The following is a 13,126-nucleotide window of genomic DNA, read 5'->3' as shown; positions in this document are numbered from 1 at the left end:
TTGAAATATATGAAGAATCAAACTTACATACCCCTGTAATCTATCCGTGACAAGTATGGTAAAGAAAGGGCTACTCGCTATCGCAGCCGTGGTGCTCCTGGTGATTCTGGGGACGGGGGTTCTTATCGGAGCACAGTTCGCGGGCGGGACAGCGGATACGCCGACACAGACAACCGATTCACAGAGCGACGACGGCGGCGGTAGTTCAACGGCGACGGCGACAGCGGGCAACAGTACTACGCCGACACCGACGCCGGAGGCAAATGGGACGACGACGCCGACCGAAACAGCGACCCCGCAGCAGGAGTCGATCCCGGCGCGGGAGTTCAACGAACAGAACGTCTCGAACTACGTCCGGCAGTTCCTCAACGAGGAACGCGAGGCTGCAGGCGTCCCGCCGTTCGAATCGGGGCTGCAGACGGAAGCAGACCTCAACGAGATGGCAAAGGGCCACAGCGAGCAGATGGCCATCGAAGGGAAGGCGATTCACAAGATCGACGGCGTCTCCAGCGAGGACCGATACGAAAACGCCGGCCTCTACGACCGGTGTACGTTCAAATCTGCTGAGGGAGATTACATAGAGCAACCGGACCGAAACCGGTTCGAGGCGGTTGAAAAGACGGTCGCCGGACAAACTTACGAGGAGGGCGGCGAGGAGCGATTCCACGCTACCGACAAAGAGGTCGCCAGAAAGATCGTCGATGACTGGATGGCATGGCCGGACTACCGCGAACGGCTCACGCTCCGCAACGCCAACATCGTCGGCATCGGCGTAGAGATAACCGACACCGGCAACGTGTACGTGACCGCCAACATCTGCGGCTAACGGCCAGGCGGGCTGATCGGCACAGCGACTGTTCTGCTGGCCGGGCCGTCTGTGAGCGCTGTCTTGCTGCCACCGTCCCACAACTCTATCTAGGTTCTACGCTTCATCAAATGCGAGCAGTGTCGTCGTTGCCCCGCTTCTTTCTGTGGTGAACCGCTCGTGAACCGCTGGTGGCAGTACTCACTCAGTCTACAGAGTTCCTCGACGTGTTACTACTCTCATAGGTGGCTAAAACAGTGGCTGTTCTCCTATTTCTCACAAGACACTTACACAATCGGTTTTACCAGCTATCATGAATCGACGGCAGTTCCTCTCAATCTCAGCACTTTCCATATCCCTCTCCGGTTGTGTCGAGTGGGGCTCTGATGGCGCGACGGAGAATAACTCCCCAGCACCGGACACGACAGAAACGCCGAGCAACACCGCCACTGAAACCGGACCACCGCCTTCCGAGGTATCGACACCGGAATGTTGGCCGTCGATGTGTGAAGGATCGACGCTCGTGGAAGTCCAAGTCGTAGGCGGTTTTTCGGGCGACGTTGTACTAACTGCCACCTGTCAGAATAAAGATCTTTCAGTCTCACCAGGCGAATCAGTCCGGATCAACCGCGAGGCGGACGCTGAGGTCTGTGGAATCAGTTTATATATCGACGGCAAGCACGTATTCAGTGATAGGGTTAGCAGCCACCAGAGCCTGAATCTGACAGTTGATTCGAACGGCGAAGTAACTGAAAGATGGACCGTTCAGTAACGGACTGGCAGGTCGGCTCAGCCCTCTCTTGCTTCGATTTTGTCGTGGCCCATATTCACCGTCACCGTGCCGGAAATTCGCGGTTTCCCGGATGACCGTGATCTTCCGAAACTCGGCAGCTCTCGGAGTGAAAAAGCCGCTCAATTACCGCGCTACTCGCCGCTACCCTCAGAGCCGTCACCGCCGCTCTTCTGCTCTGCCAGCCAGTCCTCGTACTCGTCCTGCGGGACGACTTCCACAGTCCCGAGCATCTGCGAGTGGCCCGAACCACAGTACTCGGCACAGTAGAGCTGATAGGTGCCGGTGTTGTCAACGCTGGTCCGGAGATTGTTGTACTGGCCGGGGAACGCGTCGGATTTCAGCCCGAGCCCCGGGACGTGGAACGCGTGGAGCCAGTCGGTCGATGTAATTCGCAAGGACACGTCCTGATTGGCTGGTATCTTCAGGTTCGTCGTGGTGGTCACTTCCGCATCGCCGTCCCAGCTTGATTCGTTGTAGTAGAACGTCCAGCCGTATCGCTGAGCTTCGACGGTAATGAGTTCGGTGTCCTGTTCTTGCAGTGCGGCCTGGTCACCGGCCTCGGCAGTGACATACGGGCTAGCCATCACCTGGTAGGAGGCGACGCCGACGAACAGGAGAATGATCGCCGTCGCGATGGTCCAGGTGACTTCGAGTCGGCGGTTCTCCTGCGTGGGAAGCGCCTCCTCCTGATTACGGAATCGCCAGACGGTGTAGATCAGAATCCCCTCGACGAGGACCGTAATCGGGATAGCGACGTACAGGAGGTTCATATTCAGCCCCCAGATGAGGCTCTCCGTCGTCGAGTCCTGAATCTGTGCGGCGGCGGCCGGCTCGACGGCGAGCGCGAGTAACGCAGCACCGAACAGCGCGACCAGACCGGCACGTTTCCGGGTCATGGATGCGGGTTAGGATTTCGGGGATAAATAACTGCTGTCTTCGCCGCAAGCACCCGATTTTCAGCAATAGGACCGCAGAATTTCTCCGGACGGAGACAGCGGAATCGCGGGGTCTAAGTGGCCAGCATCGAAGGATACAATAATGGCAGAGAGCCGGACCTTCACCGGACTGCTCGCCGCGACCGCTGTCGGCGTCTACTTGCTAGTCCTCGCCGGTGCGACGACGACACTCACGGACGCGGCGGCAGCCTGTACTACATGGCCGCTGTGTGACGGACCGGTCGACGTGACGAACACGGCCCTGCTGGTCGCCTGGGGACATCGACTCGTCGCGGCCGCCGTCGGACTCCTTGTGGTGGCTATGACCGTTGTCGGGCTCCGATCCAACTGTCGCGGCCGCGTCAAGGCAGCTATCCTTCTGGGAGCCGCGCTGTACCCGGTCCAGATAGCGCTCGGCGCCGTCGTCGCGACGAGCACGGAGGCGGCACTCCCCGGTGCCCATCTCGCTCTGGGGATGGGCATCTTCGGCTCGTTCGTGCTGGCTCTGGCGTGGCACCTCGAAGCTGAGACGGGCAGTGATGACGAGACCCCCGTGAAGAACCCGACACTCGCACCGGAGCCAGCCGACGACGGTCCGGCACAGTCGCCGACGCTCTCCACCCGCGAGCGCGTCGTCGAGACCGCCTCGGCGTACTTCCGCCTGATGAAGCCCCGGCTGATGTGGCTCCTGTGTCTGGTCGCCGCGGCCGGGATGGCACTCGCCGCCGGGCAGACACTCACCGTTCGGACGGTGCTGCTTACGCTCGGGGGCGGCGTCCTCTCTATCGGCGCGTCGGGGACGTTCAACCACGTCCTCGAACGGGACATCGACAAGCGGATGGACCGGACCTCGGACCGCCCCATCGCGACCCATCAGATTCCGGTCCGGAACGCGCTGGTCTTCGGCCTGCTGCTTTCGTTTGCGTCACTGGGGCTGTTCTGGCAGGTGAACGCGCTCGTGGCGCTGCTCGGGCTGACTGCGATTGTGTTCTACAGCGTCATCTACACGCTCGTATTGAAGCCCAACACCGTCCAGAACACCGTCATCGGCGGGGCCGCCGGCGCGCTGCCGGCGCTCATCGGCTGGGTCGCCGCCGACGGGTCGGTCGGCCTCCCGGGCGTCGTCCTCGCGGTGGTCATCTTCCTCTGGACGCCGGCGCACTTCTATAATCTCGCGCTCGCGTACAAGGACGACTACGAGGCGGGCGGCTTCCCGATGATGCCGGTCGTCCGCGGGGAGACGGAGACGCGAAAGCACATCGTCTACTACCTCGGCGCGACACTCATCGCCTCAGGCGTGCTGGGCGTGCTCACGTCGCTTGGCTGGCTGTACGCCGTCACGTCGGTGCTGCTGGGCGCAGTGTTCCTCTGGGCCGTCGTCCGACTCCACCACGAGCAGACCGAAGCGGCGGCGTTCCGGGCGTTCCACGCGTCGAACGCCTACCTCGGGGCGGTCCTCGTCGCCATCGTTATCGACGCTCTCGCACTATGAGCACCACGACAGCGACCCTCAGAGACGCAATCCCGGACACGCGCTCGCTGGTAACCTGGGCAGCCGTGTTGAACGCGGAGTTCATCCTCATTCTGGGCTACGTCGTCAACACGGCCCAACCCGCGACGGATCCGTTTCTGCTGTTGTTCCCGTTCATCTGGCTCAACGTCGCCGGTCTCGTTGTCCTGCGAGTGCGCCCGGAACTGACCAGTCGCCGGCGGACGCTCGGCAGTGCGGTCGTCGCCCTGGGCTACCTGCTCGTACTGGGATACGTCGGCGGCGTGTACGGCACAGGCGGCCAGGGGACCGGCCTCCGCCTGGTCACGCAGGCCCCGCCTGGATTCTCGCCGACGGTCGTGTTCAGCGGCGCGACCCTCAGCGTGGTGCTCATCCCGTGGAAGGTCGCCGGCTACCTGGCCCTCTCGTATCTGGTGTTCGTGACAGCTATCGACGCGAGTGGCGGCGCGGTGGGCGGCATCGTCGGCCTGTTCTCCTGTGTCTCCTGTGTCCTCCCGATTATCGCGTCGATACTGGGCGGGTTCGTCGGTGTCGGGGCGACGCTGTCCCAAGCGGCCCTCTCCCAGTCGTACGGTCTCTCGACGGTGGTGTTCCTCGTCTCCGTTGGACTGCTCTACGGCGTCCACCGCTTCGACGTGACGGTCATCGGCCGTCTCCGAACGTTAGTCGGTCGGCCATAGAGCTTTCAGGCTGACAGGCGTGAACACCGGTATGAGCACTGTCGAAATCGAATACTGTGTCCCGTGTGGGTTCCGCGAACGGGCATTACACGTTCAGCAGGCGATTCTGTCCGGACTTGAGCAGGAACTCGACAGCGTCCGACTGGTCATGGGTGACCACGGCGTGTTCAGGATTAGCGTGGACGACGAGACGATCTACGACAAAGCCGAGGCCAGCGACGAGTTCGACGTGGACGCTATCGTCCGTGCGGTCCGTTCACACGTCATGTAACGGGGCATCGCGATGCTGTCAGTGGAATCCCGTGCCGACGCTGCCATCGGTTTGAGACGGTATACCGCACAACAAACTATTTATTGTTTTGCTGTGACATCTTCCGTAAATGGCGACGAAAACCGAATTCTGTGACCACTGCGAAGACACTCAGCCAGTTGTCACGGACAAGCCGTGGCTTCCGGCCGTCTGTCTGAGATGTGGCCGCAACGTGTAGGCCGCTGACCGCACGAGAACGGAACTGCTTTCGGCGACCCGACCGGACGAGGGCGCATGGACGAGGTACTGGTCGCGTCGGATGTCGGGCGGCGGTACGGCGATACAGTCGCACTCGACGGCGTTTCGTTGACGGCGACCACCGGAGAGGTGCTCGCGCTGGTCGGTCCCAACGGGGCTGGCAAGACCACGTTGGTACGGGCGTTGACCGGAACGACAGACGCGACCGGCGAGGTTCGGCTGTTCGGCCAGTCGCCCAGAACGGTCGCCCGCGACCGAATCGGTCTGCTGCCACAGTCGTTTTCGCCCCACGAGCGGCTGACGGCGCGGGAGCTGCTGGAATACTACGCCGGCCTGTACGACGACACTCGCGATGTCGAAGCCGTCCTTGACGATGTCGGTCTGACCGACACTGCCAGCACGACATACGAGAACCTCTCGGGCGGCCAGCAGCGACGGGCCTGCGTCGCGACGGCGCTCATCAACGACCCGGACCTACTTGTGCTGGACGAACCGACCACCGGCATCGACCCGGCCGGTCGGCGTGACCTCTGGCGACTGTTGGAGGGGCTTGCCGACCGCGGCGTGACGATACTCGTCACGACCCACTACATGGAGGAGGCCCAGCGGCTCGCGGACCGCGTCGGCCTCCTCGCCGACGGGACACTCATGGCACTCGACTCGCCGGACGCACTCGTGGCCGAGCACGGCGGCGACAGCCAACTCATCGTCGACGGAACCTTCGACGAGGCCGCCGTTTCAGCCATCGACTACCCGGCGGAGACGGCACTCCGGAACGGCCGGCTGGTCGTCTACGGCATCCGCCCGGAGTCCATCGGCAACATCACCGAGCAACTGGGCCAGGCGGGCATCGAGTACGACAGCCTCACCTGGAAACAGCCTGACTTAGAGGACGTGTACCTCGAACTCACCGGAACGGCTGTCGGCCAGCGCGGTGAACCGCGCTGGACAGAGCCGGCGGCAGGTGGTGTCCAATGAGCCGACTGGGGCGACTCGCATCGGAGACGCGCGCGGCGTCGCTGGCTTTCCTCCGGCGACGGACGGCCGTCTTCTTCACGTTCTTTTTCCCGGTCATCATCGTCGTCATCTTCGGTGTGCTGGTCCAGACCCAGCCTGGCGGCGGCGGCCTGTTCACGGAACCGCCGAGCTTCTACGCGCCGGGCTATCTGGCCGTCGTCGTCCTGTTCACTCCACTCTCACGTGTCGGCAGCGAGGTGGCCAGACACCGGGACGGCAACCGCTTCGAGAAACTGGCGACGACGCCGCTGACCCGGACCGAGTGGCTACTGGCACAGACGTTTGTCAACGTCGTCATCATCGGCATCGCCGGCCTCCTCATACTCGGCATGATGGTGTGGCTGACCGGCGCGACGATCCGTCCCTCTGTGCTCCTGCTCCCCTTTGTCGGCCTCGGCGTCGCGCTGTTCTGTGCCGTCGGTGCGATGCTGGGCAGCCTTGCGGACTCACAGGACGGCGTCATCGCGGCGAGCAACGGCCTCGCGCTCCCGCTGCTCTTCCTCTCGGAGACGTTCGTCCCACAGACCCTCCTGCCCGCGTGGCTCCCGACCTGGCTCTCGCCGCTGACGTACTTCTCGCGTGGCGTCCGTGCGGCGACAACCGGAACCGGTGAAGCACTCGCCCCACTCGCCGTTCTCACAGTCTGTGCCGTCGTCGGCTTTGCCGTCGGCGCGCGGCTCCTCCCGCGGACGGACTGAGCAGAATTCTCTTACAAACGTGCGACAGACGATAACAGGTCGGACAGTTCCGCGTCGGTCGCGTTCCCCGACCGGATTGCCTCTTCGGGGTCACGGCCCATCTCCTGTATCGCCTCGATGGCGCGGTCGGGGCCGTAGTCGTAATGATACACCAGCCACGCGGCGAGCACCTGTCCGGTGCGGCCGATGCCGGCCAGGCAATGAACGACGACCCGCTCTTCTGTCTCGCAGGCGTCAACGAGGAACGGCAGAATATCGTCGTGGAGGCGGTCTTTGGGGATGAGCTGGTGGTCGGGAACCGGTACGTGGCGGACTGATGACTCTCCGAAGGCCTCCCGGTAGCGCTGGATGTTGGCTCCAGCGTCGTCGAGTTGTTGCCCGGGAAGCAGACAGCAGACCCGTTCGATGTCGTGTGCCTGCATGTGTGCGATCCAATCATCGAGAGCGTCCTGGTGCGTGGCGGCCGTATGCCAGCCCGGCGCACAGGATCCGTAGACGTACTCTTCGTTGGAGGCTGCAGGCGCGAAGCGGTGTGGATTCACGATGGGCATAGCACCCGTTGTCCTGCCTATCCTACCGACCCCCTTCATTCTACCCACCCAGTTCTCAGCTGTGATTCTCCGAACGGGAGTGGCATCTACGGGGCTGGTTTCCAGGCCCGGCCAGTTTTAGTGGCCACGTTTATACTGTCAGTTCCCCCTACGTCGAGACATGGTGACGTATCTTGCCGGCGGGACGGGAACGCCGAAGCTCCTTGCCGGTGCCGATGACGTATTTTCGCCGGCGGCGACGACAGTCGTCGCCAACACCGGCGACGATATCGAGCTGGGTGGCCACCTCGTGTGCCCGGACCTCGATACCGTCCTGTTTCTGGACGGTGATGTCCTCGACCGGGAGACGTGGTGGGGCATCGCCGACGACACCGCCGAGACACACACCGAACTGACACGGCTCGCCGACGCCGCGGGGCTGGATAGTGGTCCTCGATACCTCCCCGACGACGCACAGACAGCGGGGCGCGACATCGCCCGCTGGCGGCGCTTCTCCGGTGTCGCGGAGTTCATGCACATCGGCGACCGGGACCGCGCAGTCCACGTCACGCGGACCTCGCTGCTCGACGAGGGCCGATCACTGACCGAGGTGACGCGCACGCTCGCCGACGCGTTCGGGTTAGACCGGGCGCTGTTACCGATGAGCGACGACCCGGTCGCTTCCATCATCCACACGCCGAGCGGTCCGATGCACTTCCAGGAGTGGTGGGTGGGCCGCAACGGGGAACCGTCGGTCGAAGACGTAGAGTTCCGAGGCTCTGAGGCGGCCAGCGCGACGGACGCCGTCCTGACCGCACTCGACGATACCGTCGTCATCGGTCCGTCGAACCCCGTTACCTCGCTCGGGCCGATGCTCGCCATCGACGAGATCGAACAGGCACTGCATGAGACAACGGTCGTCGCCGTCTCGCCGTTCATCGAAGACACAGTGTTCTCTGGGCCGGCGGCGGACCTGATGGCCGGCGTCGGGCTGGAGCCCAGCACTGCCGGCGTGGCCGAGGCCTACCCCTTCGCCGACGCGTTCGTGCTTGATGACGACGATTCGACGCCGCTCGACGTGCCGGTCGTCCGAACTGACACGACCCTCGGCGACGAGGCCGACGCTGAACGGGTGAACCGTGCCGTCGAAACAGCTCTCTCGGAGGTGGCCTGATGTTCGAGCCGCGCGTCGCCCTCGCGAGTCTGAGCGGCGAGGCCGACGCGTCGTGGGCCCGCGCGGTCGAGTCCCACGTCGGGTGTGCGTTCCTCGGCGGTATCGCGCTCGACGGCCAGACACGCGACGCTGCCCAAGCGATGACGGACCGCGACCGCTCCGAGTTCCTGCCGGACGATCCGGTCGCGTTCGTTGACGACCAGTTGGCTGCGCTTGCAGATGCACCGCTGCGCCCTGCGTTCAACGTCCGGAGCTCGACACTCGGCCCCGTCGAGCGTGTCGCCGCCGTTTGTCAGCGCCACGACGCCATCATCGAGATCAACGCCCACTGCCGGCAGGACGAGATGTGCGCTGTGGGTGCCGGTGAGTCGCTGCTTCGGGAACCGGACCGCCTGGCCGAGTTCGTGGCGGCCGCAGCGTCGACGGGAGGGACGGTCTCTGTGAAGGGGCGTGCTGAACTCGACGGCGTCTCGCTCCCGGCCGTTGCCCAAACCATCGAAGATGCTGGTGGTGACATGTTCCACGTCGACGCGATGGACTCGGAGTCGGTCATCGCCGACGTGACCGACGCCACCGACCTGTTTGTGGTCGCCAACAACGGCGTTCGCGGGACGGAGACAGCACAGGAGTACCTCTCCTACGGCGCTGACGCCGTCAGCGTCGGTCGAGCTAGCGACAAGCCGGAACTCCTCGATGAGATCCGGGCGACAACAGCGGAGTGGTTCGCCTCGGAGGTGTCACCGTGAGCGAACGGTCGGTTTCACAGAACGCGCAGTTGGCGCTGTTGCTGGAGGTCTCCGGCACGCCGAAACCGGGCAACGTCGACCGCGAGCGGGAGTACGACGACCTCCGGTTCGAGCACTTCGTGGCTGGCGCTGTCGGAGCACGACCAGGACTCGACCGCGCGGCCGCGGGCGACCCCGTTGGTCCCGCGTTCGAGGCCGCCGTCGACGGGATGGCGGACCAGTCCGGCGGCAACACCCAGTTCGGGGCCCTGCTGGTGCTCACGCCGCTTGTCGCCGCAGCAGCTGACGGGCGACTGTCCTCGGCCGGTGTCGACGACGTGGTCCGCGAGACGACCGTTGAGGACGCGGCGGCGTTCTACCGGGCCTTCGAGCACGTCGACGTGGCCGTCGACGACCCGCCGGACGGACTGGAACCGCTCGACGTTCGCCGCGGGAGCGACGCCGTTCCGGATCTCCGGGCGCGCGGGCTGACGCTGTTCGACGTGATGCAGTCCAGCGCCGATGTCGACGGCGTGGCCGCGGAGTGGGTCTCCGGCTTCGAGCGCGTCTTCGAGGTTAGCGAGTGGCTACTGGACGGGTCCGGTCCGGTCGCCGACCGCGCCTCCGACGCCTTCCTCGAACTGCTCGCGGCGGAACCCGACACCTTCATCGTCACACGGCAGGACCGCGAAACCGCTGAGGAGGTCCAGCGACGGGCACAGGCTGTCCTCGACGGCGAGGAGGATGCCACGGACTTGGCCGAGGAGTTCGTCGAGCGGGACATCAACCCCGGAACGACTGCCGACATCGTCGCGGGCGCGCTGTTCGTCGCGCTGGAACGGGGGCTCGAAGTGTGACCCGGGATTCCTCAGAGGGTGGCGGACCGAATTCCAGTTGTTCCAGAACGCAGTGGCCCGTCGCGCTCGCTGGCGTCTCCGAGACTGTCGTGACCACGCTGGGACCGAACGACCGCTGGAACGTGGCTGCGCTGGGTGTCCACGCGCCCGACGGCGATGGACCGGCCACGGCGACGACGTGGGGCCGAACCCGAACCTGGCGGAACTTCCGGGAGCGTGGCGGCGGGTACGTCCAGTTCACTCGCGACCCGCTTGATTTCGCCGAGGCGGCGTTGTCGGTTTGGGAGGAGGACGAGCCGATTCTGGACAGCGCGGACGCGTGGGTCGAAGTTGAGGCGATGCGGCGCGACTCCGGTACGGAAGGCGACACCCAGTGGGTCGAGTGGGCGCTCGAACCAGTCGACAGCGGCGTCGAGCGGCGCGTCGTGCCGACGACGAACCGCGGCCACGCGGCCGTCGTCGAGGCGACCGTCGCGGCCTCGCGGCTGGACGTGCCGAGCTACGACCGCGGGACGCTGCTGGACCGGCTCGCGTACTTCGAGTCCGTTGTCGAGACGGCCGGTAGCGAGCGCGAGCGAGCGGCCTACGAGCGGGTTCGCGAACTCGTTGACGCCGAGTGGTAGCCACACTACTCGGAACTGGGGCGAACAGGCGACACGCCGCAGTCGGTGACAGGCCGTGTCGCGCTCCCGCTATTCCTGCCAAAGCGACGGTCAGCGCACGGTCGCGGGTCGCCCCGCCCCTCCTGATAAACGTTCGCGTGCGTGGTCCGTTCCGAACCCTTTTTGAGTGCGACCAAGCAAGTAGCGCGCATGGCAATCAAACCCGCCTACGTCAAGAAGACCGGGACGCTCCTCATGGAGCGATACCCCGACGCCTTCGGTGCCGACTTCGAACACAACAAGGACGTCGTCGAGGAACTGACCAACATCGAATCCAAGGGTGTCCGTAACCGCATCGCCGGCTACGTCACCCGGAAAATGAACAACCCGGTCGAAGCGTAACTCGGTTCTTTCTCTCTGTTTCCCGCGGCAACTGAGCTATTGCTCTCTTCAGCCGCTGGCCCGCTACTGCTCGGGCTGGGCGGCCCGGCTGTCGCTCTGGCGCTTCCGGTGGATGATGCCCTGCATGTTGGCGGTGCGGGCGGCGATGTCGCGGAACGACTCGCCCACGTCGCTGTCCTCGTCGAGAACGAGGGGCTCCCCGGTCGCACCCCCTTCTCTGACTTCGGGGTCGAGCGGTATCTCGCCGAGGAACGGCATCTCCGTCTCGTCGGCGAACTCGCGGCCGCCGCCGCTGCCGAAGATATCGTGCGTGCCGCCACAGTCCGGGCAGACGAACGACGACATGTTCTCGACGATGCCCAGGACGGGCGTCTCGTGACGGCCGAACATCCGGAGCCCCTTGCGCGCGTCGTCGAGGGCGACCTCCTCGGGCGTCGTGACGATGACGGCCCCGGAGACGGGGACCTGCTGGAGCATGGTCAGTTGCGTGTCGCCGGTCCCCGGCGGCAGGTCCACGACCATGTAGTCGAGTTCGCCCCAGAGCACGTCGTCCCAGAGCTGCGTGAGGACGTTGTCGACCATCGGGCCGCGGAAGATGACCGGGTCGTCCTTGCCGACGAGGAAGTCCATGCTCATCAGCTTCATCCCGTGTTTCTCGACGGGAATGATCTCCTCGTCTTCGGTCGCGCGCGGCTGTTCGTCGGCGTCGAGCATCCGCGGGACGTTCGGCCCGTACACGTCGGCGTCGAACAGGCCGACGCGGGCACCGAGCCGCGAGAGGCCGGCGGCGAGGTTCACCGCGACGGTCGACTTGCCGACGCCGCCCTTCCCCGAGGCGACCGCGATGACGTTCTTGACCTTCGGAAGCGGATCCTCAGCCTCCGGGACGCCGCGGTCGACGCTCGCCGAGAGATCTATCTCGCGATCGATGTCTCCCAGCGCTTCGCGGACCTCGTTCGCGATGCTCGTCTCCGTCGGCGAGTACGGCGCACCGAGCGCCAGATCGATGCTGACCTCGTCGTCAGTCACGTCGATGCTGTTGATCAGCCCGAGTGATACGATGTCGGCTCCGAGGTCCGGATCCTCGACCGTTCGCAGGCGCTCGCGTACGTCGTCTGTATTCATGCACAGGAGTAGGTCCCGGAGGTGCGATAAGGATTGTGACACTGCCGAACACGGCAACAACCAATCGAACTGGGCCAGCGGTGACACTTGCCACATGTACGCGAGTGCACGGAATCTAAGATCCCAGTAGGCTGGGATGGAGGCTTCTCCGGACTCAGGGTCGTCGAAACACGTAGAGGCTCTCTCCGTCCAGGTCGGCGCGCAACTCGCCGCTATCGTGGTCGAACACGAGCCGTTCCGGCGTGCCAGCGAACGAGTGGAGCGGCATGCCGGTGTCTATCGTGCCGTCGGGGGCCACTGCGATGTGGGTTCGGCCGCTGAAGTCGGCCCGGAGCGTGCCGTCGTCCGCCTCGGTAACTGCGTCGGGCCCCGCGAACCGTTCCAGATGGTCACGGACCGCTGTTCGGTCGGTCGGGTCGACGCTGCTGCCACCGTCGGTAACGCGCCGGTGCATACACCGACGTGGGCGCCCAGCGACGAATGTGTTGTGCTGGCACCTGTCAGTTGTGGTGCGGCTTGTTATTGCATGTCTCAGTAGGTATGTCTCGGAGTCACGCGGCCGGGCCCCTTCGTTGCGTTTAAATACAACCCCGGAATAGAATCGGATAGACTCGTGTAGGGGGACCGGCCCCCGAGTCCGCGTGCTGCGGGCGCGAGTGTCATAGAACGTGTGTCGTGGTAGCCAAGCCTGGCCCAAGGCGCAGGGTTGCTAACTCTGTGGCGTACAGCCTCCGGGGTTCGAATCCCCGCCACGACGCTCACCCA

General features: G+C 64.6%; 16 protein-coding genes and 1 tRNA gene. 13 read left to right on the top strand and 4 right to left on the bottom strand.

Annotated features, from left to right (window positions below):
- Positions 1 to 55 precede the first annotated feature (55 nt).
- The gene (locus tag ACOZ4H_RS14440; RefSeq protein ID WP_424329934.1) at positions 56 to 826 is read left to right on the top strand and encodes a CAP domain-containing protein; all 771 of its coding nucleotides are present in this window, start codon (positions 56 to 58) and stop codon (positions 824 to 826) included.
- Between the two features lie 292 nt (positions 827 to 1,118).
- Entirely contained in the window at positions 1,119 to 1,577 is a 459-nt protein-coding gene (locus ACOZ4H_RS14435) for a hypothetical protein (RefSeq protein ID WP_424329933.1), read from the top strand.
- A 152-nt stretch (positions 1,578 to 1,729) separates the two neighbouring features.
- Here the strand turns inward: ACOZ4H_RS14435 and coxB are convergent, their stop codons facing one another.
- Complete coding sequence (coxB, locus tag ACOZ4H_RS14430) at positions 1,730 to 2,494, bottom strand: cytochrome c oxidase subunit II (protein ID WP_424329932.1); 765 nt, start codon at positions 2,492 to 2,494, stop codon at positions 1,730 to 1,732.
- Positions 2,495 to 2,636: 142 nt separating this feature from the next.
- Between coxB and ACOZ4H_RS14425 the strand changes: the two genes are divergently transcribed.
- The 5 genes from ACOZ4H_RS14425 (at position 2,637) to ACOZ4H_RS14405 (ending at position 6,946) form a co-directional block, all read left to right on the top strand.
- Positions 2,637 to 4,025, top strand: a complete 1,389-nt coding sequence (locus ACOZ4H_RS14425) for a heme o synthase (RefSeq protein ID WP_424329931.1) — start codon at positions 2,637 to 2,639, stop codon at positions 4,023 to 4,025.
- Positions 4,022 to 4,723: a DUF7546 family protein gene (locus tag ACOZ4H_RS14420; protein WP_424329930.1), complete on the top strand. Its 702-nt coding sequence runs from the start codon at positions 4,022 to 4,024 to the stop codon at positions 4,721 to 4,723. Before ACOZ4H_RS14425 ends, ACOZ4H_RS14420 begins: the two co-directional genes overlap by 4 nt.
- A gap of 31 nt (positions 4,724 to 4,754) precedes the next feature.
- Positions 4,755 to 4,994: a SelT/SelW/SelH family protein gene (locus ACOZ4H_RS14415; protein ID WP_014039746.1), complete on the top strand. Its 240-nt coding sequence runs from the start codon at positions 4,755 to 4,757 to the stop codon at positions 4,992 to 4,994.
- Positions 4,995 to 5,267: 273 nt separating this feature from the next.
- Entirely contained in the window at positions 5,268 to 6,209 is a 942-nt protein-coding gene (locus ACOZ4H_RS14410; RefSeq protein ID WP_424329929.1) for an ABC transporter ATP-binding protein, read from the top strand.
- Positions 6,206 to 6,946 carry an ABC transporter permease gene (locus ACOZ4H_RS14405; protein WP_424329928.1) on the top strand — a complete coding sequence of 247 codons (741 nt, stop codon included), beginning with the start codon at positions 6,206 to 6,208 and terminating at the stop codon, positions 6,944 to 6,946. The genes ACOZ4H_RS14410 and ACOZ4H_RS14405 overlap by 4 nt, the downstream gene beginning before the upstream one ends.
- An 11-nt stretch (positions 6,947 to 6,957) precedes the next feature.
- On the opposite strand, the gene ACOZ4H_RS14400 is transcribed toward ACOZ4H_RS14405, so the two are convergent.
- The gene (locus ACOZ4H_RS14400; protein WP_424329927.1) at positions 6,958 to 7,497 is read right to left on the bottom strand and encodes a protein-tyrosine phosphatase family protein; all 540 of its coding nucleotides are present in this window, start codon (positions 7,495 to 7,497) and stop codon (positions 6,958 to 6,960) included.
- A gap of 160 nt (positions 7,498 to 7,657) precedes the next feature.
- Here ACOZ4H_RS14400 and cofD point away from each other — a divergent pair, with 160 nt between their 5' ends.
- The 5 genes from cofD (at position 7,658) to ACOZ4H_RS14375 (ending at position 11,236) form a co-directional block, all read left to right on the top strand.
- Positions 7,658 to 8,650, top strand: a complete 993-nt coding sequence (cofD, locus tag ACOZ4H_RS14395; protein ID WP_424329926.1) for a 2-phospho-L-lactate transferase — start codon at positions 7,658 to 7,660, stop codon at positions 8,648 to 8,650.
- The gene (locus ACOZ4H_RS14390; RefSeq protein ID WP_424329925.1) at positions 8,650 to 9,396 is read left to right on the top strand and encodes a tRNA-dihydrouridine synthase; all 747 of its coding nucleotides are present in this window, start codon (positions 8,650 to 8,652) and stop codon (positions 9,394 to 9,396) included. Before cofD ends, ACOZ4H_RS14390 begins: the two co-directional genes overlap by 1 nt.
- Positions 9,369 to 10,232, top strand: coding sequence for a triphosphoribosyl-dephospho-CoA synthase (locus ACOZ4H_RS14385; RefSeq protein WP_424329924.1), 864 nt, complete (start codon positions 9,369 to 9,371; stop codon positions 10,230 to 10,232). The genes ACOZ4H_RS14390 and ACOZ4H_RS14385 overlap by 28 nt, the downstream gene beginning before the upstream one ends.
- Positions 10,229 to 10,855: a DUF447 domain-containing protein gene (locus ACOZ4H_RS14380; protein ID WP_424329923.1), complete on the top strand. Its 627-nt coding sequence runs from the start codon at positions 10,229 to 10,231 to the stop codon at positions 10,853 to 10,855. Before ACOZ4H_RS14385 ends, ACOZ4H_RS14380 begins: the two co-directional genes overlap by 4 nt.
- 189 nt (positions 10,856 to 11,044) lie before the next feature.
- Complete coding sequence (locus ACOZ4H_RS14375) at positions 11,045 to 11,236, top strand: 30S ribosomal protein S17e (RefSeq protein WP_004516807.1); 192 nt, start codon at positions 11,045 to 11,047, stop codon at positions 11,234 to 11,236.
- A 63-nt stretch (positions 11,237 to 11,299) separates the two neighbouring features.
- Here the strand turns inward: ACOZ4H_RS14375 and ACOZ4H_RS14370 are convergent, their stop codons facing one another.
- Complete coding sequence (locus tag ACOZ4H_RS14370; RefSeq protein WP_424329922.1) at positions 11,300 to 12,361, bottom strand: Mrp/NBP35 family ATP-binding protein; 1,062 nt, start codon at positions 12,359 to 12,361, stop codon at positions 11,300 to 11,302.
- Between the two features lie 154 nt (positions 12,362 to 12,515).
- The gene (locus ACOZ4H_RS14365) at positions 12,516 to 12,815 is read right to left on the bottom strand and encodes a hypothetical protein (protein ID WP_424329921.1); all 300 of its coding nucleotides are present in this window, start codon (positions 12,813 to 12,815) and stop codon (positions 12,516 to 12,518) included.
- Between the two features lie 218 nt (positions 12,816 to 13,033).
- On the opposite strand from ACOZ4H_RS14365, the gene ACOZ4H_RS14360 reads away from it, so the two are divergent.
- Positions 13,034 to 13,118, top strand: a tRNA-Ser gene (locus tag ACOZ4H_RS14360).
- The last annotated feature ends 8 nt before the right edge of the window (positions 13,119 to 13,126 follow it).

Source organism: Haloarcula amylolytica (assembly GCF_049705545.1).
GTDB classification, from domain to species: domain Archaea; phylum Halobacteriota; class Halobacteria; order Halobacteriales; family Haloarculaceae; genus Haloarcula; species Haloarcula amylolytica_B.
This window is presented reverse-complemented; position numbering and strand designations above follow the sequence as displayed.